The following is a 21,257-nucleotide window of genomic DNA, read 5'->3' as shown; positions in this document are numbered from 1 at the left end:
TACGCCGCCGGGCGCCGGGCGTGATGGTGGGAGATCAGGCGAGCGCGGGCGGCGCGTGGCTCGGCGGGCGGAGGCGGTCGGCCGCGGCGATCCGGAGCGCGCGGACGAGCGGCGTCGCGGCGAGCGCGACCGCATCGGTAGGCGGCGATAGCGGCGGCAGGTCGCCCGCGGCGAGCGTGGGGAGGCCTAGGCCGGCGAAGGCGCAGGGCGGTTCGGCGTGGCGATGCGGCTCGCCATGGTCGGTGCCCTGATGCGCCGCGTGATGCGCCGCCATCGCCGGCGTCGCGCCCCACTCGGGACAGGCGACCAGCGTGATCCCGTGCGCCGAGGCGGCCGGCATGAAGCCCGCGGGCACGACCAGCCGCAGCGCGAGGGCGAGCAGCAGCAGCCAGGCCGTCATCGCCGATCGTCGCGCGATCAGGTGCCGCAATCGCGCCATCGCCGCTCAGCTTCCGGACGCGCGCGAGCCGCCACCACGACGGGGGCGGGTCGGGTCAGGGCGTGCGGCGCGTTCTTTCACCATCGGCTAACCATCCTACGCGCCTAGTCGTAAATGCCCGGTTTAAACAACGATCCACGCTAAGAGATTAGAAACGCATCGGCCCTATCTACATCTCACCACCGTGAGGTCCGTTCCATGAAGAACATGAAGATCAGCGCCAAGCTGCTTACCGCCTTCGGCATCCTCGCCGCCGCTCTCGTCGTCATGGCCGTCATGTCGGTCAGCGCGCAGAGCAAGTTGAACGATGCCGCCGAGACGCTCGGCCGCAGCCGGCGGGAGAAGCTGGTGGCGATCGCGACAATCAACACCGGCACGTCCGATTACCGCGTTGCCGAGGCGACCAGCATACTCTCGACCGAGCCCGACAAGATCGCCGAGGCCGAGAAGGAGGCAGCGGATACCAACGCGCTGATCGATCAGAACATCGCCTATCTCGACAGGAGTCTGAGCAACCCGAAGGCGATCGAGGCCTTCCGCGTCTTCCGGCAGCACTGGGCCACGTACATCGCACAGTCGCGCGCGACGCTGCAGCTCTCGCACGCCAATCAGAACGAGCAGGCGTTAGCTTCCTACCGCCGCAGCAAGCCGCTCTTTGACCGTGGGAACGACGACGCTGCCGAGATGCAGCGCGTTCAGGTCAAGTTGATGGAGACCGAGATGGACGCGGCAAGCGCGCTGTATTTCTGGTCGCGCGATGTCACGATCGCGCTCAGCCTCGCCGCCCTGGCGCTGACCATCGTCCTCCTGATCTCGCTGATCCGCGGCATCGCCACGCCGCTGACGGCGATGACCGCGACGATGCGCCGGCTCGGCGCGGGCGACCTCAACGCCGAGGTCGCGGTCGATCCGCGCCGCGACGAGGTGGGTGAACTCGCCGGCTCGATGGTGGCGTTCCGCGATCAGCTCGTCGCCGCCGAGCGCGCCAAGCAGGAGCAGACCCGCCTGATCGTCGACAGCGTCGGCAGCGGGCTCGACTCGCTCGCGCGCGGCGACCTCACCGCGCGGATCGACGCCGAGCTGACCGGTCCGTTCGCCAAGCTCAAGGACGACTTCAACAACGCGATGCAGTCGGTCGCGGGCACGCTCACCGCGGTCAACGCCAGTGCCGAGGGAATCACCAACGGTGCCAGCGACATCCGCCAGGCGTCGGACGATCTGTCGCGCCGTACCGAGCAGCAGGCCGCCAGCCTGGAAGAGACCGCGGCGGCGATGCACGAGATCACCACCACGGTGCGCGACACCGCCGCCAACGCCACCAAGGTCAACGGCGTGGTGACCGAGACCCGCCGCGACGCCGAACAGTCGGGCGACGTGGTGCGCCGCGCGGTCGAGGCGATGAACGGGATCGAGCGCTCGTCCAACGAGATCAGCGACATCATCGCGGTGATCGACGGGATCGCGTTCCAGACCAACCTGCTCGCGCTCAACGCGGGCGTCGAGGCGGCGCGTGCGGGTGACGCCGGCAAGGGCTTTGCGGTGGTCGCCTCCGAGGTGCGCGCGCTGGCGCAGCGCTCGGCCGACGCCGCCAAGGACGTGAAGAGCAAGATCACCGCCTCGACCGAGCAGGTCGATGCCGGCGTCACGCTGGTGGCGCAGGCGGGCGAGGCGCTGAGCCGCATCACCGGGCGGATCGGCGACATCAGCGCTCTGGTCTCGGACATCGCGTCCGCCGCCGAGCAGCAGGCGACCGGACTCCAGCAGGTCAATACCGCCGTCAGCGAGATGGACGGTGTCACCCAACAGAACGCCGCGATGGTCGAGGAGGCCACCGCCGCGGCGCGCAGCCTGGCCGAGGAGACCGAGAATATGGCGCGCCAGGTCAGCCGCTTCCGGCTGGGCGACCGCCCCGTTCAGGCGAGCGCCTCGCGGCGGGAGGCGGCCGCCTCGCCGGTTCACCAGCTCCAGTCCCGCGCCGCGAACGCGGGCGCTCGAATCGCCGCGGGCGCACGCGCGAACCGCGGCAGCGCCGCGGTGGCGGTGGCGCAGGACGACTGGTCGGAGTTCTGAGCGGCTCCTGATCTTGATCCAGCGGCGTCATCTTGAACCGAGTTCAGGATGACGCCGATCTCGCACTGGTGTGCTCGTCGACGGCTCGTCCCGCGACCTCCCGCCTCACCGCTCCCGCTCCCAATCTCCGGAACACCCCCGCCCCCCGTTCGTCCAACCGCGGAGCGACGGGAGACAGCGGATGGGCAAGAGCGAGCCGACACGGGTGGTCATCACCGGGGCGTCGAGCGGGATCGGTGCCGCCACCGCGATCGCCTTCGCCCGCCGCGGCGCGCGGCTCGTGCTCGCTGCGCGCGGCGAGACCGGGCTCGCCGACATCGCCGAACGCTGCCGCCACGCCGGCGGCTGGGTCGAGACGCGCGTGGTCGACGTCACCGATGCCGTCGCGGTACAAACACTGGCCGAGGAGGCGCACACCCTGCTTGGCGCGATCGACCTATGGTTCAGCTGCGTCGGCGTCGGCGTCGTCGGCCGCTACCATGAGGTGCCGCTGGCCGACCACGGGCGCGTCATCCAGGCCAATCTGCAGTCGCACATGAACGAGGCGCACGCGGTGGTGCCGATCTTCCTCGCCCAGGATCGCGGCACCTGGGTCAACATGATCTCGGTCGGCGGCTTCGTGGCGACCCCCTATGCCGCCGCCTATGCCGCGAGCAAATTCGGCCTGCGCGGCTTCAGCGAGGCGCTGCGCGGCGAGCTGTCGCGCCACCCGAACGTGCACGTCTGCGACGTGTACCCCACCTTCGTCGATACGCCAGGGATCGACCACGCCGGCAACTATTCGGGCGCGCGGCTGACGCTGCCGCCGGGCGCGCTCGCCCCCGAGACCGTGGCGAAGGCGGTGGTGCGGCTCGCCCGCCACCCGCGCGACACGACCGTCGTCGGCGCGCCAGCATTCTTGTTGAAGCTGGGGCAGTTCGCCGCGCCCAATCTGATGGCCGCGGTGATGAACGGCTTCATGGACAGCTGGTCGACGCGTGCGCCGCGCGGCGAGGACACGCCGGGCGCGATCCACGAACCGCCCGCGGGCGCGAGCGGCCCCGACGGCCACCGCCGCGACCCGCACCGCGGACGCAAGGCCGCTGCCGCCGGTGCGGTCGCGCTCGCCGCGCTGGCGGGCGTCGCACTGTGGCGCGGACGCACCAAGTGAGGACCGTGCGGCTGCGCGACGGCGCCACCGTCCCCGCGCTCGGTCAGGGCAGCTGGATGATGGGCGAGCGCGCCGACCGCCGCGACGAGGAGATCGCCGCGCTGCGTACCGGAATCGACCTCGGCATGACGCTGATCGACACCGCCGAGATGTACGCCGACGGCGAGTCCGAGCGGGTGGTCGGGGCAGCGGTCGAAGGGCGCCGCGACGACGTCTTCCTCGTCAGCAAGGCCTATCCGCAGAACACCTCGCGCACGCGACTGACCGGCGCATGCGAGGCGAGCCTCGAGCGGCTCGGCACCGACAGGCTCGACCTGTACCTGCTCCACTGGCGCGGCGGCGTGCCGCTCGGCGAGACGGTCGAGGCGATGGATGCGCTGGTCGCGGCGGGCAAGATCCTGCGCTGGGGCGTCAGCAACCTCGACCGTGCCGACATGGAGGAGCTCGTCGCCGCGGCCGGCGGCGACTGCGCGACCGATCAGATACTCTACAATCTGACGCGCCGCGGGCCCGAGCTCGAGCTGCTGCCATGGCTGGTCGCGCATGACATGCCCGTGATGGCGTATAGCCCGGTCGAGCAGGGCCGCCTGCTCGGCCATCCCGCGCTCGCCCGCGTCGCCGCGGCACGCGGGGCCACCGCCGCGCAGGTGGCGCTGGCGTGGCTGCTCGCGGGCGAGGGCGTGATCGTCATTCCCAAGGCCGGGCGCGCCGAGCACGTCCGTGAGAATCGCGCGGCGGCGGACCTGATCCTCACGCCGGAGGAGCTGACCGAACTCGACCGCGCCTTCCCGCGCCCGAGAACAGCCATGCCGCTCGAGATGCTGTAAGCGGAACGCAGAGGCTCGCCTACTTCGGCGCGGGCGCGGTCACTCCCGCCACCGTCTGCACCACGGGGCGCATCGTCCCGTCCGGATTGTAGCGCAGGTATTCCACCGTCACGGCGCGGCGCCCGATCGCGCCGTTGAGGTCGCCGATCGCCAGCGTCGCGTTGTGGAGGAAGAGGTACCAGTGCTTCTTGAACTCGACGATGCCGGGATGGATCGTGAAGCTGTACTTGCCCGATCTGGTCAGCTCGCCGCGATACGTCCACGGTCCGCGGATCGTCGGCGCGGTGGCATAGGACACCTTCTCGTCGCGGTGCCTGCTGCGGTCGAGCGAGGCGTAGGTGAGGTAATAGAGCTTGCCGCGCTTGTGCAGCCACGGCCCTTCCTCGAAGTGCGGCGGCGTGATCTCGGTGATCGGCCCGTCGAGCTCGATCATGTTGGGCTTCAGCTTGGCGATATAGCATTGCCGGTTGCCCCACGCGATCCAGGTCGTGCCGTCGTCGTCGGTCAACACGGTCGGGTCAATGTCCTCCCAGCTGTGCGTGCCCTTGGGTGTCATCTCGTTGGTTATGAGTGCCGAGCCCTTGGCGTCGACGAACGGACCGGTGGGCTTGTCCGCCACCGCCACCGCGATCGCCTTGCCGGGGTGGGTCGAGTCATGCTCGACCGCGGCGTAGAACCAGTATCTGCCATTCTTGCGGATCGCCTGCGAGGCCCAGGCGTCCTGCTTGGCCCACTTGAAATCCTTCACGTTCATGATCGGGCCGTGCGCGGTCCAGTGGCGCATGTCGGTGGTAGAATAGACCAGCCACTCCTTCATGTTGAACATCTCGTCGCGCTGCGCCTCGTCGTGCCCGACGTAGAGATACAGCCGGTCGCCGACGACCAGCGGCGCCGGATCGGCCGTGAACCTGTCGTGGAAGAGCGGGTTGGAACCCGGCACCGGCGCGCTCGCCGCCATCGTACCGCTCGCCAGCAGCGCCAGCGCGCCCAGGCCGACCCCTCGCCATCCCATCCCGCGCTCCCCGTTTACCTCGTTCGCAGAGCAGCTTAGCTCACGGACGCGGGGCGGCAAGCCCGGTCTAGGCTGACGGCAGCGTCAGCCGCACCGCGAGGCCGCCGCCGCTCGCCTCCTCCAGCGCCAGCGTGCCGCCGTAGAGCGCGACCAGCTCGAACGCGATCGCCAGCCCAAAGCCGTGGCCGTCGCCGCGCTCGTCGAGCCGGGTGCCGGGGCGCGCGACCCGGTCGCGCTCGGCTGCGGGGATGCCCGGCCCGTCGTCGCTCACCACCACCGTGACCCAGCGCCCCTCGCGCGCGGCGCGCAGCGCGACGTGGCCGGCGGCGTGACGCGCGGCATTGTCGAGCAGATTGCCGAGCATCTCATCGAGATCCTGCGGGTCGACCGCGACCGCCAGATCGGCGGGCACGTCGAGGCTGATCCGCGCATCACGGTGCAGCGCTCCCACCGCGGCGACCAGCCCCTCGGCCGCGGGGCGCAGCGCGGTCGCGGCGCGGCGGTCGATCGCGGCGGCGCGCGCGCGCGCGAGATGGTGGCGGATGGTTCGATCGATCCGCTCGACCTGTGCTGCCTGCTCGGGCCGGTCGCGCAGGTCGAGCGCCAGCGCCGCGACCGGGGTCTTGAGCGCGTGCGCGAGATTGGACGCGGCGCCGCGCGCGGCCGCGAGCGCGGCCGCATTGTCGGCGGCGAGCGCGTTGAGCTCGGCGGCGAGCGGGCGCAGCTCGGCGGGCTGGTCCTCCTCGACCCGCTCGCGCGCGCCGCCGCGGATCGCCGCCACCTGGTCGCGCAGCCGTCGCAGCGGCGCCAGACCGACGCGCAGCTGCACCAGCAGTGCTGCGGTCAGCACGGCCGCCACGGCGGCGAGCGCGCCGAGCAGCGGCCATAACGCCCCCTCGATCGGGCGCCGCAGCACCGACTGGGGCGCCGCCGCGCTGAGCGTGACGTCGCCCCGGCCGGTCGCGATCACCAGCTCGCGCGCGTGCACCGCCCCCTTTGTCCCGGCCGCACCCTCGCGCGGGCGCGGACCCCGCGGCGCGATCGGCCCGGCCGGGGGTGCCGGGTCGAGCGGCGGGAAGTCGGCCGAGCCGAGCGTCCCGTCGGGGCCGGCGATGCGCCACTGCCACTCGGGGCCGGCGTCGAGCGCGCCGCGCACCCGCTCGAGCCGCGCGCGATCGAGCCGCCCGTCGGCGTCCACCGCGCTGGCCAGCAACGTCAGCTCGGCGTCGAGCCGCCGGTCGAGCCCCTCCACCACGAAGCGCCCCAGCAGCGCCGCCATCGCCGCGCCGGCGAGCGCGAGCGCGACCGCGGTGGCGAGCGCGGACACGATCAGCATCCGCGCCTGGATCGAGCGCGGCGCGCGGGCTGTCACTCGCCCACCAGGCGATAACCGCGCCCGCGCACCGTCTCGATCAGCGCGGCGCCGATCTTCTTGCGCAGGCGACCGACGATCACCTCGAGGCTGTTCGAGTCGGTGTCGGCGTCACCCTCATAGACCTTCTCGAGCAGATCGAGCCGTTCGATCACCACACCCTTGCGCAGCATCAGCTGCGACAGCACGCGCCATTCCAGCGCGGTGAGCTTGAGCGGCAGGCCGTCGAGCTCGAAGGCGCCGGTCGGCGCGTCGAACGAGAGCGGACCGGCGCGCAGCAGCGGCTGGGCGTGGCCGGCGGCGCGGCGCACCAGCGCGCGCAACCGCATCACCAGCTCCTCGACGCGGAACGGCTTGACGAGATAGTCGTCGGCGCCGGCCTTGAAGCCCGCCACCTTGTCGGACCAGCCGTCGCGCGCGGTGAGCACCAGCACCGGCAGGTCGCGCCCAGCGGCACGCCACGCGCGCAGCACCGCGACCCCGTCGATGCCGGGCAGCCCGAGATCGAGCACCGCGGCGTCATATTGTTCCGTCTCGCCGAGGTGCGCGGCGTCGATGCCGTCGTCGACGAGATCGACCGCGCAGCGCTCCTCGCGCAGCGCGCGCGCGATACGGGGACCCAGGTCACGGTCGTCCTCGACGAGCAGGATACGCATGGGGCGGCGCTATACACCCGGCTTAAACCGAAACTGAACCACCCGGTTCAGCGCGGGTGGCGGGGGGTGGGCGTAGAGACGGTGCATCGCAAGCAGAGGAGCTGATCGATGACCCTTCTACCCCATATCACTGCCCCGCGCCGCGTCGCTTTGGCGGGTGCGGCGCTACTGGCGATCGGCGCCGCGGGCGGCGCCGGCGCGATGGCGCTGACTCGTCCCGCGGTCGAGATGGCGCCGACCGTGCCGACCGCGGTCGCCAAGCTGCCCCAGTCGAGCGGTGTGGTCACGGTGCGCGGCCGCGTCGCCGCGGTGTACGGCGACCGCTTCGTCGTCGAGGATTCGACCGGGCGCGCGCTGGTCGACGCCGGGCGCGGCTCGGCGCCGAACGCGGGCGCGCCGGTGCTGGTGCAGGGCCGGTACGGTGACGGCCAGCTGCGCGCGCGCTTCCTGGTCGACAGCGCCGGCGCGCGCGAGGTCGGCCCGCCGCCGCGCGGGCCGGGTGCGCCGCCGCCGCCCCCCGCGCCGGGTGCCGGAGCGCCGCCGCCCCCGCCGGGCGCTGGTGCGCCCCCGCCTCCACCGCCGCCCCCGGGTGCCGGGGCGCCGCCTCCCCCAGGCGCGGGCGCTCCGCCGCCGCCGCCGCCGCCGGCCGCGGGGACCGCGCCAGCGCCCGCCGGGAGCGCACCGCCGCCTCCGCCACCGGCCGACACCGGGGCGACTCCGCGCTGAGCGCACCGGCGTGAAGGAGGGGCCCCGGAGCGATCCGGGGCCTCGCTGCCGTTCAAAGGAAGGCGATGCTCTCGCTGCTGCTCGCGCGCCGCAACCGCCGGTCATGGCGGCGCCGCCGCGTCTCACCGAGGAGGACTCGCTGACTGGCTGGGGCGGCAGGATTCGAACCTGCGAATGCCGGTACCAAAAACCGGTGCCTTACCGCTTGGCGACGCCCCAACAGGCCCGCGCGCTTAGCCGCGCGCGGCGCACAACTCAACCGATACGTCGCAGCCAGCCGTGCGGGTCGGGCGCGCGCCCGCGTTGCACCGCGCTCAGCCGGTCGAGGAAGCGTGCGGTCAGCTGGCCGGTCGCGCCGCTGCCGATCGTGAACTCATAGTCCGGGCCGGCGGCGCGGCCGATCGGGGTCACCACCGCGGCGGTGCCGCAGGCGAAGCTCTCCACCAGCCGGCCGCTCGCCGCATCCGCGCGCCACTGCTCGATCGCATAGGGTTCCTCGCGCACCACCAGTCCCTCGTCGCGCGCGAGCTGGAGGATCGAATCGCGCGTGATGCCGGGCAGGATCGTGCCCGTCAGCGGCGGGGTCTGGAGCGAACCGTCCTCGAACACAAAGAAGATGTTCATGCCGCCCAGCTCCTCGATCCAGCGCCGCTCGGCGGCGTCGAGGAACACGACCTGGTCGAAGCCGCGGCGAATCGCCTCCTGCTGCGCGATCAGGCTGGTGGCATAATTGCCGCCGCACTTGGCGGCCCCGGTGCCGCCGGGCGCGGCGCGCGTATACTCGTGGCTGACCCACAGCGACACCGCGCGCGCGCCGCCCTTCCAATAGGCGCCGACCGACGAGGCAAGCACCATGTAGAGATACTCGGCCGACGGCTTGACGCCGAGGAACGCCTCCGAGGCGATCATGAACGGGCGCAGGTAGAGCGAGCCGCCCTCCACCGAGGGCATCCAGTCGCGCTCGGTCTGCACCAGCCGCTCGCACGATTCGAGGAACAGCTCTTCGGGCAGCTCGGGCATCGCCATGCGCCGCGCGGAGGCGTTGAAGCGCCGCGCGTTGGCCTCGGGGCGGAACAGCGCCAGCCCGCCGTCCTCGAGCCGATACGCCTTGAGGCCCTCGAAAATCTCCTGCGCGTAATGGAGCACCGACGAGGCCGGATCCATCGTCAGCGGCACGCGCTCGCCGATCCGCCCATCGTGCCAGCCGCGCCCTTCCGAATAGTGGAGGATCGCCATGTGGTCGGTGAAGACGCGACCGAAGCCCGGGTCTACCAGCCGCGCGGCGCGCTCGTTGGCGGGGACGGGCGACGGATGCGGCTCGAACGCGAAGTTCACGGAAATCAGCTCCCAGGGACCAGGGTCGGCGATGGCCGGGCGTCGCGACAAGAGATCGCATTGCCGGGTTGCGGTGGCCTAGGGCCGATGGCAAAGCCGGTCAACATGGCTGCCTCAACCCAATCCGCCTCGCCGCTTTTCCTGCGCGAGACCGAGATCCGCCGCGGGATCGAGCTGCTCTATTTCGGCAACAGCCACATCACGCGCTCGATCGATCGCGGGCTCGCCAAGCAGGGCCTCGGCCGCGCGCATCACCGCGCGCTCTATTTCATCGCGCGCAAGCCCGACATGCCGGTGAGCGAGCTGCTGGCGCTGCTCGCGATCACCAAACAGTCGCTCGGGCGCGTCCTTAACGAGCTGATCGAGCGCAACATGGTCGAGACCCGCCCGGGCGAGCGCGACCGTCGCCAGCGGCTGCTGCGGCTCACCGCGGAGGGCACCGCGCTCGAGAGCGAGCTGTACGACTCGCTGCGCGAGAAACTGTCGGCGGCCTATTCGCGCGCTGGCCAGGGCGCGGTGACCGGCTTCTGGGCGGTGCTCGAGGGGCTGATCCCGCCCGAGGAGATGGGGCGGGTCGAGGCGCTGCGCGGCTGAAGCGGATCGCGATGGGGCGCGGCGCGTCCGCTGCGCCGCGCCCGGAGTGCCGTGTCCCCGCTTGGTCGAACCGGGCTCGGTTGGCGAGTCGCCGTTCCACATACACGTCGGCGATAGAGTGTGCGGCGCGGTGGATCCCGGACCAAGTCCGGGATGACGGATGTGAGGAAGGTACGCCGGCAACAGTGCAACGCTACGCGCGCCGAAAGTCTTCTCTCACACGGCCCCGTCTCTCACCCCGCCCCGTATAGCCGCAGGGCGTCGGCCTTGAACGAGGCGCCGCTATCGTTGCGCGAGTAGAACATATGCCCGCCCGGGTAGACGCGTAGCTGCACCCGCTCGGCCGCGCCGAAGGCCGGCATCTGGTCGACGATCAACCGCGACGCGAAGAACGGGCAGGACAGATCGTCCCAGCCGTGCACGATCATCACCTTCATCTTGGGATCGTTGGCGATCGCCTTGCGCAGGTCGGTCACCGGCGTGTCCGCCGGCTTGCCCCGGTCCCATGCCTCGTTCACCTTGTACGACAGCGCGTTGTAGCGCGCGTCTGTCTTCCAGCCGACCTCGCGCGTAACGAAATCGACCATCGCGCTGGTGGTCGGCGCGATCAGCGCGTCGAGGATTGGGTCGTTCGACTGCTGCTGCGCCGACCAGGGGAAGGGATCGAAGGCGGTGACGTTGGAATCGTAGACGCTGCCGATCGTCCCCTCGGCGCGATGAACCTCGCGCAGATAGGTGCGGCTATCGACCCGCCCGCCGAGCTTCTGCACCAGCGCCGGGTCGAGCCCGGTGAGCTGGGTGACTCGGCCTACGACCCGCCCGGTCGCCTCCGGGTCGGAGCGGCCACGCAGCAGGTCGCGCGCGAAGTCGCCGCGGGTATAGGCCTCGACCTCGGCCATCGCGGCGGGGGTCAGCTTGCCCTCGCGCTCGAGGTTCGCCGCCGCCATCGAGGGCAGGTCGATCATCCACGGCAGCGGCGACAGCGCGGTGGCGTCGTCGCCCGAGGCGGGATCGAGGTACGGCGAGACCATGATCAGGCCGTTGATCCCGACGCCGATCTGCGACTGCAGCTCATAGGCGATGCGCGGCGCGCGATAGCCGCCGTAGCTCTCGCCCATGACATATTTGGGCGAGCGCAGCCGCTCCTCCTTTACCAGCCAGTCATACACGACCTTGGAGAGGTACCGGATATCGGGATCGTTGGCGTAGAAGGCCTTCTTGGTCGCGTCGGCGTCGACCAGGCTGCGGCTGAAGCCGGTGCCGATCGGATCGATGAAGACCAGGTCGGTGAAGTCGAGCCAGCTGTTGGGATTGTCGCGCGCGACCGGCGCGTCGGACGGTGAGTCGCCCTGCGCCCCGAACTGGACCCGCTTGGGCCCGACCGCGCCCATGTTGAGGTACACCGAGGCGGCTCCCGGACCGCCGTTGAAGGCGAACGTCACCGGCCGCGACGGATCGCGCCCCGGCACGACATAAGCGGTGTAGACGACCTGGCCGATCTCCTTGCCGCTGTCGTCGCGCACCGCGATCGTGCCGACCGTCGCCTTGTAGCTGATCGCACGGCCGTTGATCCGCGCGCTCTGCGTGATCGTCTTGTCGGCCGGGAGCGGCGGCAGCTTGAGCGCCTCCTCCTCCTTCTTGCTCTCGACCTTCGTGATGGTCTTGTCGGTCTTGTCGGACTGGGCGTGGGTGAGGCCGCTGGTGCCGAAGAGCAAGGTGGCGAGCAGCAGGCGGAACGGTCTGGCCAAGATGTACGATCCCTGTGTGGCCGCGATTGCGCCGCGGCTCATGTCGCTGACGGTGTAGTCCCCCACGCGCGGCTGGCAAGCCGCGCGAGAGCCGAGGTGGCGCGTCGCGGCGCCGAGAGCAAGGCCACTCTCCTCACTATATGTCGGCGCTATGCGTTTGGCCCCTTTCGACCTGGCATTCCTATGCCGGGTCCGCCAGATCGTGCCGGTGCGCAGGCGTCCGAAGCAACCGCGTCGGGCGGCAAGGTCTCCCTGCCCTCCGACCGTCGCGCCGCGACGATCCTGCTCCCGCTCCCGCGCATTCTGGTCTATCTCAACGCGATGAACGAGGTCGCGCCGTCGTCATCCCTCCCGGCGCGCGGCGCCGGCGCGCCTATGGGAGGCGGCTGATGGCGCCGGGCAGCGATCGCCCTGATCCGGACGCGCTGCTGCGCGCCGCCGCGCAGGAGGGCCGCGGCCGGCTGAAGATCTTCCTCGGCGCCGCGCCCGGGGTCGGCAAGACCTATGAGATGCTGTCCGAAGGTGCGGCGCGGCGGCGTGACGGCGTCGACGTCGTCGTCGCCGTGGTCGAGACCCACGGGCGCGTCGAGACCGAGGCGCTGGTGCGCGGCCAGGAGGTCGTGCCGCGCCGCGCCATCGCCTATGAGGGGCGCACGCTGCACGAGATGGACCTGGACGCGGTGCTCGCGCGCGCGCCTCGCCTCGCGCTGGTCGATGAGCTGGCGCACAGCAACGCGCCCGGCAGTCGCCACCCCAAACGCTATCAGGACGTGGAGGAGCTGCTCGCCGCCGGGATCGACGTGTACAGCACCGTCAACATCCAGCACGTCGAGAGCCTCAACGACGTCGTCGCCAGCTTCACCCGCGTTCGAGTGCGCGAGACCGTGCCAGACCGCATCCTGGAGGCGGCCGAGATCGAGGTGGTCGATATTCCGCCCGACGAGCTGATCGAGCGGCTGAAGGCGGGCAAGGTCTACCTGCCCCAGGAGGCGACGCGCGCGCTGTCGCATTTCTTCTCCAAGTCGAACCTGTCGGCGCTGCGCGAGCTGGCGCTGCGCCGCGCCGCACAGGCGGTAGACGCGCAGATGCTCGACGACGTGCGCGCGCTCGGGCTCGGCGGCACCTGGGCGGGCGGGGAGCGGATCGTCGTGGCGATCAACGAACTGCCCGGCGCCGACGGGCTGGTGCGCGCCGCCAAGCGCGTCGCCGACGGGCTGCGCGGGCCGTGGACCGCTCTGTTCATCGAGACGCCGCGCGCCGCCGGCTTCACCCCGGCACAGCACCAGCGGCTCGCCGCGACGATGACGCTCGCGACGCAGCTGGGCGCGGCGGTGGCCACGGTACCCGCGCCCGACGTCGTCGACGGTATCCAGCGCTTCCTCGCCGACGCGCGCGCGACCCAACTGGTGATGGGCAAGTCGCAGCGCTCGCGCTGGTTCGAGCTGCGCCACGGTTCGGTGGTCGATCGGCTGATCCGCGACACGCCCGGTGTCACCGTCCACGTCCTCCCCGTCCCCGCCGCCGCCGGGCGGGAGCCGTGGACGCGCGCCGCACCGACCCCGGGGACCACCGCGGGTTATGCGAGCGCCGCGGCGATGGTCGCGGGCGTCACCGCGGCGGGCAGCGCGCTGGTGCACGTCATCGACCTCGGCAACATCGCGCTGCTCTACCTCCTGCCGGTGATGGCGGCGGCGAGCCTGTTCGGCCTGCGCTGCGGATTGTTCGCCGGCGTGGCCTCGACGCTCGCCTATAATTTCTTCTTCCTCCCGCCGGTCGGCACGCTGAGCATCAGCAACCCCGAGAACGTGATCTCGGCGATCGTGCTGCTCGGCGTCGCTGTGGCGACCAGCCATCTCGCGGCGCGGGTGCGCGCGCAGGCCGATCTCGCCGCGGCGAGCGCGCGCACCAACGCCACGCTGGCGGGCTTCCTGCGCGAGATCAGCGGCGTGACCGACCGTGACCGCGCCGCGCAGATGATCTGCGACGACGTGCGCCGACTGCTCGACGTCCAGGTGGTGCTGCTCACCCGCTCGCCCGCGGCGGGGCTCGACATCCTCGCCGCGAGCGATCCCGGCTACCGGCTGGAGACGATGGACAGCGCCGCGGCAGGCTGGGCGTTCGACACCGGCGCCACCGCGGGCAAGGGCTCGGGCACGCTGGCGGCGTCGGAATGGCTGTTCGTGCCGCTCAAGGCGGGCGAGCGGGTGCTGGCGGTGCTCGGCGTCGCGCGCGCCGCCGGCGGTGACCCGGTCCGCGCCGACCAGCTGCCGCTGCTCGCCAGCCTGGTCGATCAGGCCGCGCTGGTGCTCGAGCGGCTGCGGCTCGCCACCGAGATGCGCGACGTCGAGGAGGTGCGCACGCGCGACCGGCTGCGCGCGGCGCTGCTCTCCTCGGTCAGCCACGACCTGCGCACCCCGCTCACCGCGGTGATGGCCGCCGCGGCGCAACTTCACCACGGTGCCACGCCCGAGCTGATCGGCACGATCGAGAGCGAGGCGGAGCGACTCAACCGCTTCGTCGCCAACCTGCTCGACATGGCGCGGGTCGAGGCGGGCGCGCTGCGGCTGCGGGTCGACGCGGTCGACCTCAGCGACGCGGTGACCGGCGCGGCACACGACGCGCGCCGCGCGCTGGAGGGCCATGCCGTTCGGCTCGACGTGCCGCCCGACCTGCCCTTGGTGCGCGCCGACCCGCAGCTGCTCCATCACTGCTTGCTCAACCTGCTCGACAACGCCGGCCGCTATGGTGACCCGGGCAGCGCGGTGGTGATCGAGGGACGTCACCGCTTCGGCGAGCTGCGCCTCGCCGTGCTCGACGAGGGGCCGGGGCTGCCCGCCGGGAGCGAGGTCGAGGTGTTCGAGACGTTTCGCCGGCTGGAAGGCTCGGATCGTGCCACGGGGGGCACTGGGCTGGGCCTCGCGATCGTCAAGGCATTCGCCGAGGCGATGGGGATGACCGTCACCGCCGCCAACCGCGAGGACGCGTGCGGCGCCGTCTTCGCTTTGGTCTTCCCGCCCGCGCTGATCGTGCGTCCCTCGACCGGCGAGGCGGCGTGATGGCGCGCGTGCTGGTGATCGACGACGAGCCCGCGATCCGGCGGCTGCTGCGCAACACGCTGACCCGCGCCGGTTATGACGTGGTCGAGGCGGGCAACGCGCGTGACGCCTTGCAGCAGCGCGCGACGACGCACCCCGACGCGATGCTGCTCGACCTCGGCCTTCCCGATCGCGACGGGCTGAGCCTGATCCCGCTGCTGCGTGACCACAGCGACGCGGTGGTGCTGGTCGTCTCGGCGCGCGACGCGGTGGAGGAGAAGGTGAGCGCGCTCGATCTCGGCGCGGACGACTACGTCACCAAACCGTTCGACAGCGAGGAGCTGCTCGCCCGTCTCCGCGTCGCGTTGCGCCACCGTGCTGCCGGTGCGGCCGCGCCGCGCGAGATCCGCCGCGGCGACCTCGCCATCGATCTCGACCGCCGCGAGGTACGGCGCGGCGGCGCCGAGGTGCATCTCACCCGCAAGGAATATGACGTGCTCGCCGAGCTGGCGCGTCACCTTGGCAAGGTCGTCACCCACCAGCGCGTGCTCGCCGCTGCCTGGGGCGGCGACGAGGAGGCGCGGATCGAATATCTGCGCATCGTCATCCGCAACCTGCGGCAGAAGCTGGAGGCGCCGGCCGAGGTGGGCAGCGTGATCGCCAACGAGCTCGGCGTGGGCTATCGCCTGCGCGGGGATGGCTGAACGGCTATTCCTGAGCTTTATCAAAAGCTTTCGATCAAGAAGCCAAGCATCCTTTTCTAACCTGCTTCGTATCTGAGGTCGGCGCTCGGAACGACGGGCGCCCGGCGCCCCGCTGATCATCGGGGCAGGAGAGAGATCTATGCCCGGGAGTGAGCATCTCATCGATGCCCTGGAGGCGCGCGTCGAGCGTCGTCACCAGCGGCGCGACTTCTTCAAGACCGCGATCGCTGGTGTCGCGATGGGCACCGCCGGGCTCGCGCTCGCCGGCCGCGCCGAGGCACAGTCCGCGCCGAGTGACACCGATATCCTCAACTTCGCGCTCAATCTCGAGTATCTCGAGGCGCAGTTCTACAGCTACGCCTATAGTGGCGAAGGCCTGCCCGCGGCGCAGCTGACCGGCACGCAGACGCAGGGCGCGGTGACCGGTGCGCGCAAGGCCAATCTGACCGACCGCGCGGTGATCCAATATGCGCGCGAGATCGCGGCCGACGAGGTGGCGCACGTCGCCTCGCTGCGCCAGGCGCTGACCTCGGCAGCGGTGGCCCAGCCGGCGATCGACCTGTCGGCGACGGTCTTCACCGCCGCCGCCGTCGCCGCCGGGGTCGATCTCAGCGCCAGCGGCGGCGTCTTCGACCCTTATGCCAATGACGACAACTTCCTGATCGCCGCCTATATCTTCGAGGACGTCGGCGTCACCGCCTACAAGGGCGGGTCGCCGCTGCTCAGCAACCCCGATATCGTCGACGCCGCCGCCGGCATCCTCGCCGCCGAGGCGTTCCACGCCGGCATCATCCGCGGCGCACTCTATCGCCGCGGCGTCGACGTGCCGGCCGTCTGGACCATCACCGAGCAGATCTCGGGCGCGCGCGACCTGCTCGACGGCGCCGCCGTCTCGGCTGGTCCGCCGCAGCGCGTCACCGACGACGACCAGGGCGTCACGCCGGTGCAGAACCAGTTCGGCCTCGCCGCCAACATCGTGCCGACGGACGAGAACGGCATCGTGTTCAGCCGCACTGCCGAGCAGGTCCACAACATCGCCTATCTGACGCGCCAGGCCGCCACGTCGGGCGGCTTCTTTCCCAACGGCACCAACAACCCCAACGCGGCGCTGCGGCGCTCCGGCGCGAACTGAGGAGGCGGCGATGAGCGACCAGACCGAGTTTCTCGACCTCATGGAGCGCGCCGAGCATCAGCGTCGTGCGCGCCGCAACTTCATCCGGCTGTGCGGCGGCGCGGCGGCGATGACCGGCGGCCTCGCGCTGCTGTCGGGCTGTAACGACGATGATGACGGCGAACCCGCACCCACCGTCTCACCCACGCCGACGCCGACCGTGAGCGACGCCGATGTGCTCAATTTCGCGCTCCAGCTGGAGTATCTCGAGGGCAATTATTATTCGTACGCGGTCTCGGGCCAGGGCATCGCAGCAAACCTGCAGACCGGCGCCGGCGCGCAGGGTGCGGTGGTGACGGGCAGCGGCGACGGGGCCGCGCGCGCGGTGACCTTCACCGACCCCGTCGTGCAGCAATATGCGCGCGAGATCGCCTTCGACGAGCTCGGCCATATCGGCTTCCTGCGCGCCAATCTCGGCAGCGCCGCGGTGGCGCAGCCGGCGATCAACCTGTCGGGCAGCGCGAGCGTGACGATCGCGGGCGCGACCGCAGTCGGCGCCTTCACTGCCGCCGCGCGCGCCGCCGGCGTGATCGGCGCGACCGACATCTTCGACCCGTTTCTCAACGACGAGAACTTCCTGATCGGCTCCTACCTGCTCACCGACGTCGGCGTGACGGCCTACCGCGGCGCGGCACGGCTGATCAGCAACAAGACCTTCTTGGAAGCATCGGCGGGGATCCTCGCGACCGAATGCTATCACGACGGCGTGATCCGCTCCGAACTGTGGCGCCGTGGCCTGACGGTGCCGAGCATCTACACCCGTATCACGCAGATCTCGAACACGCGCGACGGGCTCGACGGCTCCACCGAGAATGACCAAGACATCGGTGACGCCACCACCGCCAACCTCGTGCCGACCAACGACGGCGGGCTGGTGCTCGGCCGCAACGCCGCGCAGGTGCTGAACGTCGTCTACCAGAACAAGGCGGCGGTCTCGTCGGGCGGCTTCTTCCCCGCCGGACTGAACGGCACGATCAAGACCAGTCAGGCCAACGCCTGACATGCCCGCTCACCGCACTCTCGCGAGCGAGGGTGCGGTGAGCGGCGAGGCGCTCAATCAGGCGGGCCAGAGTCCACTCGGCCAGGGCTCGAGGTCGTAGCGCTCCTCGATCGACCAGGCCTCGTCGGAGAGGCGCTCGCCACGCATCCAGTGGCGATCCTGGTCGTCGCCGGGTGGCAGGTCGCGCGCGAGCGCTTTCTCGCGCTCCTCCTCGGCGTGTAGCGCCCTCACCTTCTGCTCGGCAGCTTCGCGATTGGTCATGGTGAAACTCCTCGGCAAAGGCAGAACGAACCATGCACGATTTCCGCCGCGCCGAATCGCCCTGATCTCTGTCAGTCGGCGCGCGCGGATCGATGAGGCGACGCGAAGGCTAGGAGGTTGCGCGCGGACGCGTTACCAACGGCGCGGATGCGAACCGCATTGCGATCGGGAGTATCGAAGAGGATGCGAGCTATGAAGGGTATCGTGCTGGGCGTCGGGCTGTCGCTCGCCTCGTCCGCGGTGATGGCGCAGGGGCAGCAAGGTGATCCCAAGGCGACCGAGCAATGGTCGCCCGCGGTGCCGGTGGTGACGCCGGGCGCCTTCGCCGGCTGGACCGCGCCCGCCGACGCGGTGGTGCTGTTCGACGGCAAGGGGCTGGACCGCTGGGCTTCGGTGAAGACCGGCGGCGCCGCCGGCTGGACCGTCGCCGACGGCGCGGTGACGGTGAAGAAGGGCACCGGCAACATCCAGACCAAGCAGTCGTTCGGCAGCTACCAGCTGCATCTGGAGTATCGCATTCCCGCCAACATCACGGGTGAGGGCCAGGCGCGCGGCAACAGCGGGCTGTTCCTCGCCTCCACCGGGCCGGGCGACGACGGCTACGAGTTTCAGATCATGGACAGCTACAACAACCCGACCTACGTCAACGGGCAGCTCGGCGCGATCTACAAGCAGACGCCGCCGCTCGCCAATCCGGCGCGCCGGCCGGGCGAGTGGCAGACGATCGACGTCACGTGGGAGGCGCCGCGCTTCGGCGCCGACGGCGCGGTGACCCGGCCCGCCTTCGTGACCGGCTATGTCAACGGCGTGCTGGTGCAGGATCATACCGAGGTGCGCGGCGGCACGGTCTACATCGGCAAGCCCAGCTACAAGCCGCACGGCAAGGCGCCGATCAAGCTGCAGGACCACGGCGACCCCAGCCAGCCGATCAGCTTCCGCAACATCTGGGTGCGCGAGCTGCCCGAGCGGGGGTGAGGCCACGAGGGTTGGGGGTTGGAAGGGGCGTCGTACCCCCTTCCCTTCAGGGGATCATCGCATAGATGTGTTTGCGCTCCCCACCCTCGTTATCCCGGCCTTTGAGCCGGGATCCATGGTTCCGCAGGAGCAACGACATCGTCGTGCGCGGCGCGATGGATCTCGGATCAAGTCCGAGATGACGAAAACTTCGCAACGATCCCTGTCAGGGCAAAAGGTCTCGGCGCCGATCAGGCCGACATCATCACTCTTGGAGGTCACGAATCACGTCCGGCATGACGGTGAGCGGCATGGGGAAGGCCTGAACCACGCCGAGACCAGCCGCCGATGTGGCGCGGCCGAGCTCAGCGCGCATCGTCACTCGCCCGGGCCGGCGTCAGCACCAGCAGCGACACCCCCTGGCGCGGCAGCGTGAAGGCGATCTCGCCCGCTCCCCGCCGCACCACTACACGCTCCGCCGGCGCGATCGCGTCGAGCGCCGCCGCCTGCTTCAGCGCGGTGCGCTGCGCATCGCTCGGGGCCAGCGGCGAACCCATTTTCTGCCATGCGGCGAAGCTGTTCGCGTGACTCTCGTCGACGCGATATTGAGTCAGCGTCGCGCCGCCGCCATAAGCGCGCGGCAGGTCGCGCAGCCGGAGGCGCACCGTTGCCGCGGGACCGGCGATGTCGTCGTCGTGGTAATGCCACACCAACACCGCCACGCGGGTGCCGTCGCGCGTCGCGACGGTGCCGACGTCGGCGTCACCGCGCACGCCGTCGCTCAGCGCCGAGTCCAGCGACACCTGATGGTCCGACCGGGCGCTCACGTAGCGCCCGCTCATCTTGGCGAAGAGCTTGAACGTGTTGATTACCGGCAGGTCGATCCCGCCCGAGTTGAGCTGACGGAAGCCGGCGAACGGCGCCTGATCCTCGAATTCGAACGCCCAGGTCAGCACGCCTTCCAATGTGAGCCCGCGCCGTCGCGCCAACGCGCGCAGCCGCGGGAAAGAGGCGGCGGTGTAGCTCGAATACATCGTACCGTTGCGGTAGGCGTTCGCCGGCCCCTGGCAGGCGGCGCAGCCCTCCGGATCCGACTCGCCGATCACGATCGGCTTGGTGCGGAAGACCGGGTCGGCCGCGATCGCGGCGAACTCGTGGTCGGCGGCTTTCAGGTGGGTGTTGAGCCCCATGCGGACATGGCTGCCCCCCGCCCCCTCGACCACCTTGGGCTGGCCCTTGGCGTGGAACGAGAGGAAATCGGTCGGCGTGCCCGCGGCGCGCGCGTGCGCCATGAAGGCCGCCAGGAAATCGTCGCCCGCGCCCGCGCTGTCCGGCCCGCCCACGCGCGCCTCCGGCAATGCGCGCCGCACCCCGCGTACCGCGGCGTCGTGCAGGCGGAAGAACTCCTCGCGCGTGCCGCCCCAGTAATATTGCGGCAGGTTGGCCTCGTTCCACGTCTCGAAATACCAGCTCGCCACCTCGGATCGGCCATAGCGCTCCACGCAGTGACGCACCCACTGATGGATCAGCTCCTCCCAGCGCGCATAGTCGCGCGGCGGATAGGCCCAGCCGGTGCGCAGCTCGCCGCTGCCCGGCCGCCAGTCGTGCTGGTAGGGCTGTGGCCTGGTGGACAAGGCTTCCGGCATGAAGCCGAGCTCGACATAGGGCTTCACCCCGCGCGCGCGATAGGTGTCGAAGATGCGGTCGACGATCGTCCAGGTATAGATCGGGCGCCCCTGCGCGTCCTCGCGATAGACGCCGGTCGAGCCCCATTTCAGCGCGGGCGTGCCGTCGCCCGAGGTGAGCAGGTTGTGCGCGCGAAAATAGACCCGGTCGGGCGCGAGCGCGCCGAGCGTCGCCAACGTGGTGCGACCGTCCTTCATCGTCGCATAGTTGGGCTCGTCGGCGCCGAAGAAGCGCCACTCCTGCACCACCGGTCCCTCGTCCCGCCCGGCGTCGACGTCGATCGTGACCGCGAAGGGCGCGTCGTCGGGCGCCGCTCCGGCGGGCGCGGCGCCGGCCACCGCTGCGATCACCAGGCCCTGTCTCCACATGCGCATCGCTTTGCTCCCCTTTTACAGGATGATGCGAGCGCACGCGCGACCGCGCAAGCGCGTCGGGCGCGCTGGTGCCCCCGGCGAGATTCGAACTCACGACCTGCGGTTTAGGAAACCGTCGCTCTATCCTGCTGAGCTACGGGGGC

General features: G+C 70.9%; 18 protein-coding genes and 2 tRNA genes. 10 read left to right on the top strand and 10 right to left on the bottom strand.

The features are described 5' to 3' along the window. Positions 1-34: 34 nt before the first annotated feature. Positions 35-400, bottom strand: a complete 366-nt coding sequence (locus FHY02_RS00500; RefSeq protein WP_183919496.1) for a hypothetical protein — start codon at positions 398-400, stop codon at positions 35-37. A gap of 237 nt (positions 401-637) precedes the next feature. On the opposite strand from FHY02_RS00500, the gene FHY02_RS00495 reads away from it, so the two are divergent. From FHY02_RS00495 to FHY02_RS00485, 3 genes are all read left to right on the top strand, one after another. Then, positions 638-2,509, top strand: coding sequence for a methyl-accepting chemotaxis protein (locus tag FHY02_RS00495; RefSeq protein WP_183919494.1), 1,872 nt, complete (start codon positions 638-640; stop codon positions 2,507-2,509). A 181-nt stretch (positions 2,510-2,690) separates the two neighbouring features. Then, on the top strand, positions 2,691-3,659 hold the full coding sequence (locus FHY02_RS00490; RefSeq protein ID WP_183919492.1) for an SDR family oxidoreductase: 969 nt from the start codon (positions 2,691-2,693) through the stop codon (positions 3,657-3,659). Beyond that, entirely contained in the window at positions 3,656-4,486 is an 831-nt protein-coding gene (locus tag FHY02_RS00485; protein ID WP_183919490.1) for an aldo/keto reductase, read from the top strand. The genes FHY02_RS00490 and FHY02_RS00485 overlap by 4 nt, the downstream gene beginning before the upstream one ends. A gap of 19 nt (positions 4,487-4,505) precedes the next feature. Here the strand turns inward: FHY02_RS00485 and FHY02_RS00480 are convergent, their stop codons facing one another. The 3 genes from FHY02_RS00480 to FHY02_RS00470 all read right to left on the bottom strand — a co-directional run bounded on the left by FHY02_RS00480 (position 4,506) and on the right by FHY02_RS00470 (position 7,526). Beyond that, positions 4,506-5,498: a glycoside hydrolase family 43 protein gene (locus FHY02_RS00480; protein WP_183919488.1), complete on the bottom strand. Its 993-nt coding sequence runs from the start codon at positions 5,496-5,498 to the stop codon at positions 4,506-4,508. A gap of 67 nt (positions 5,499-5,565) precedes the next feature. Continuing rightward, the gene (locus FHY02_RS00475) at positions 5,566-6,870 is read right to left on the bottom strand and encodes a sensor histidine kinase (protein ID WP_311731629.1); all 1,305 of its coding nucleotides are present in this window, start codon (positions 6,868-6,870) and stop codon (positions 5,566-5,568) included. After that, positions 6,867-7,526 carry a response regulator transcription factor gene (locus FHY02_RS00470; protein WP_183919486.1) on the bottom strand — a complete coding sequence of 220 codons (660 nt, stop codon included), beginning with the start codon at positions 7,524-7,526 and terminating at the stop codon, positions 6,867-6,869. The genes FHY02_RS00475 and FHY02_RS00470 overlap by 4 nt, the downstream gene beginning before the upstream one ends. A 108-nt stretch (positions 7,527-7,634) precedes the next feature. Here FHY02_RS00470 and FHY02_RS00465 point away from each other — a divergent pair, with 108 nt between their 5' ends. Continuing rightward, positions 7,635-8,252 (top strand): hypothetical protein, encoded by a 618-nt coding sequence (locus FHY02_RS00465; protein WP_183919484.1) that lies wholly within the window; start codon positions 7,635-7,637, stop codon positions 8,250-8,252. 144 nt (positions 8,253-8,396) lie between these two features. Here FHY02_RS00465 and FHY02_RS00460 read toward each other — a convergent pair. Beyond that, positions 8,397-8,471, bottom strand: a tRNA-Gln gene (locus FHY02_RS00460). A gap of 36 nt (positions 8,472-8,507) precedes the next feature. Further along, positions 8,508-9,593, bottom strand: coding sequence for a branched-chain amino acid aminotransferase (locus tag FHY02_RS00455; protein ID WP_183921344.1), 1,086 nt, complete (start codon positions 9,591-9,593; stop codon positions 8,508-8,510). A 99-nt stretch (positions 9,594-9,692) separates the two neighbouring features. Here FHY02_RS00455 and FHY02_RS00450 point away from each other — a divergent pair, with 99 nt between their 5' ends. Continuing rightward, complete coding sequence (locus tag FHY02_RS00450; protein ID WP_183919482.1) at positions 9,693-10,181, top strand: helix-turn-helix domain-containing protein; 489 nt, start codon at positions 9,693-9,695, stop codon at positions 10,179-10,181. 233 nt (positions 10,182-10,414) lie between these two features. Here FHY02_RS00450 and FHY02_RS00445 read toward each other — a convergent pair whose 3' ends face one another. Continuing rightward, positions 10,415-11,929, bottom strand: a complete 1,515-nt coding sequence (locus FHY02_RS00445; RefSeq protein WP_260172529.1) for a S10 family peptidase — start codon at positions 11,927-11,929, stop codon at positions 10,415-10,417. 389 nt (positions 11,930-12,318) lie between these two features. Here FHY02_RS00445 and FHY02_RS00440 point away from each other — a divergent pair, with 389 nt between their 5' ends. The 4 genes from FHY02_RS00440 (at position 12,319) to FHY02_RS00425 (ending at position 17,839) form a co-directional block, all read left to right on the top strand. Continuing rightward, positions 12,319-14,985 (top strand): sensor histidine kinase KdpD, encoded by a 2,667-nt coding sequence (locus FHY02_RS00440; protein ID WP_183919478.1) that lies wholly within the window; start codon positions 12,319-12,321, stop codon positions 14,983-14,985. Then, positions 14,985-15,668, top strand: a complete 684-nt coding sequence (locus FHY02_RS00435; protein WP_183919476.1) for a response regulator transcription factor — start codon at positions 14,985-14,987, stop codon at positions 15,666-15,668. The genes FHY02_RS00440 and FHY02_RS00435 overlap by 1 nt, the downstream gene beginning before the upstream one ends. A 139-nt stretch (positions 15,669-15,807) precedes the next feature. Then, positions 15,808-16,800, top strand: a complete 993-nt coding sequence (locus FHY02_RS00430; protein WP_183919474.1) for a ferritin-like domain-containing protein — start codon at positions 15,808-15,810, stop codon at positions 16,798-16,800. A 10-nt stretch (positions 16,801-16,810) separates the two neighbouring features. Further along, complete coding sequence (locus tag FHY02_RS00425; RefSeq protein WP_183919472.1) at positions 16,811-17,839, top strand: ferritin-like domain-containing protein; 1,029 nt, start codon at positions 16,811-16,813, stop codon at positions 17,837-17,839. A 57-nt stretch (positions 17,840-17,896) separates the two neighbouring features. On the opposite strand, the gene FHY02_RS00420 is transcribed toward FHY02_RS00425, so the two are convergent. Beyond that, positions 17,897-18,100, bottom strand: coding sequence for a hypothetical protein (locus FHY02_RS00420; protein ID WP_183919469.1), 204 nt, complete (start codon positions 18,098-18,100; stop codon positions 17,897-17,899). A gap of 192 nt (positions 18,101-18,292) precedes the next feature. Here FHY02_RS00420 and FHY02_RS00415 point away from each other — a divergent pair, with 192 nt between their 5' ends. Continuing rightward, positions 18,293-19,075: a DUF1080 domain-containing protein gene (locus FHY02_RS00415; RefSeq protein ID WP_221190219.1), complete on the top strand. Its 783-nt coding sequence runs from the start codon at positions 18,293-18,295 to the stop codon at positions 19,073-19,075. A 344-nt stretch (positions 19,076-19,419) separates the two neighbouring features. On the opposite strand, the gene FHY02_RS00410 is transcribed toward FHY02_RS00415, so the two are convergent. Together FHY02_RS00410 and FHY02_RS00405 are read right to left on the bottom strand one after the other, a co-directional pair. After that, complete coding sequence (locus tag FHY02_RS00410; protein WP_260172528.1) at positions 19,420-21,114, bottom strand: GH39 family glycosyl hydrolase; 1,695 nt, start codon at positions 21,112-21,114, stop codon at positions 19,420-19,422. A 66-nt stretch (positions 21,115-21,180) separates the two neighbouring features. Beyond that, positions 21,181-21,257 (bottom strand) — tRNA-Arg (locus tag FHY02_RS00405).

This window comes from Sphingomonas sp. BK069 (assembly GCF_014193405.1).
Taxonomy (GTDB): Bacteria; Pseudomonadota; Alphaproteobacteria; order Sphingomonadales; family Sphingomonadaceae; genus Sphingomonas.
The sequence above is the reverse complement of the archived record's forward strand: the minus strand, read 5'-3'. Positions and strand labels throughout refer to the sequence as shown.

What these genes read in the sequence shown, in the direction of transcription:
- FHY02_RS00490 (WP_183919492.1), top strand. Translation starts at nt 2,691, where the DNA reads ATGGGCAAGAGCGAGCCGACACGGGTGGTCATCACCGGGGCGTCGAGC.
- FHY02_RS00435 (WP_183919476.1), top strand. Translation starts at nt 14,985, where the DNA reads ATGGCGCGCGTGCTGGTGATCGACGACGAGCCCGCGATCCGGCGGCTG.
- FHY02_RS00470 (WP_183919486.1), bottom strand. Translation starts at nt 7,526, where the DNA reads ATGCGTATCCTGCTCGTCGAGGACGACCGTGACCTGGGTCCCCGTATC.
- FHY02_RS00430 (WP_183919474.1), top strand. Translation starts at nt 15,808, where the DNA reads ATGCCCGGGAGTGAGCATCTCATCGATGCCCTGGAGGCGCGCGTCGAG.
- FHY02_RS00495 (WP_183919494.1), top strand. Translation starts at nt 638, where the DNA reads ATGAAGAACATGAAGATCAGCGCCAAGCTGCTTACCGCCTTCGGCATC.
- FHY02_RS00440 (WP_183919478.1), top strand. Translation starts at nt 12,319, where the DNA reads ATGGCGCCGGGCAGCGATCGCCCTGATCCGGACGCGCTGCTGCGCGCC.
- FHY02_RS00410 (WP_260172528.1), bottom strand. Translation starts at nt 21,114, where the DNA reads ATGCGCATGTGGAGACAGGGCCTGGTGATCGCAGCGGTGGCCGGCGCC.
- FHY02_RS00480 (WP_183919488.1), bottom strand. Translation starts at nt 5,498, where the DNA reads ATGGGATGGCGAGGGGTCGGCCTGGGCGCGCTGGCGCTGCTGGCGAGC.
- FHY02_RS00450 (WP_183919482.1), top strand. Translation starts at nt 9,693, where the DNA reads ATGGCTGCCTCAACCCAATCCGCCTCGCCGCTTTTCCTGCGCGAGACC.
- FHY02_RS00500 (WP_183919496.1), bottom strand. Translation starts at nt 400, where the DNA reads ATGACGGCCTGGCTGCTGCTGCTCGCCCTCGCGCTGCGGCTGGTCGTG.
- FHY02_RS00425 (WP_183919472.1), top strand. Translation starts at nt 16,811, where the DNA reads ATGAGCGACCAGACCGAGTTTCTCGACCTCATGGAGCGCGCCGAGCAT.
- FHY02_RS00420 (WP_183919469.1), bottom strand. Translation starts at nt 18,100, where the DNA reads ATGACCAATCGCGAAGCTGCCGAGCAGAAGGTGAGGGCGCTACACGCC.
- FHY02_RS00465 (WP_183919484.1), top strand. Translation starts at nt 7,635, where the DNA reads ATGACCCTTCTACCCCATATCACTGCCCCGCGCCGCGTCGCTTTGGCG.
- FHY02_RS00415 (WP_221190219.1), top strand. Translation starts at nt 18,293, where the DNA reads ATGAAGGGTATCGTGCTGGGCGTCGGGCTGTCGCTCGCCTCGTCCGCG.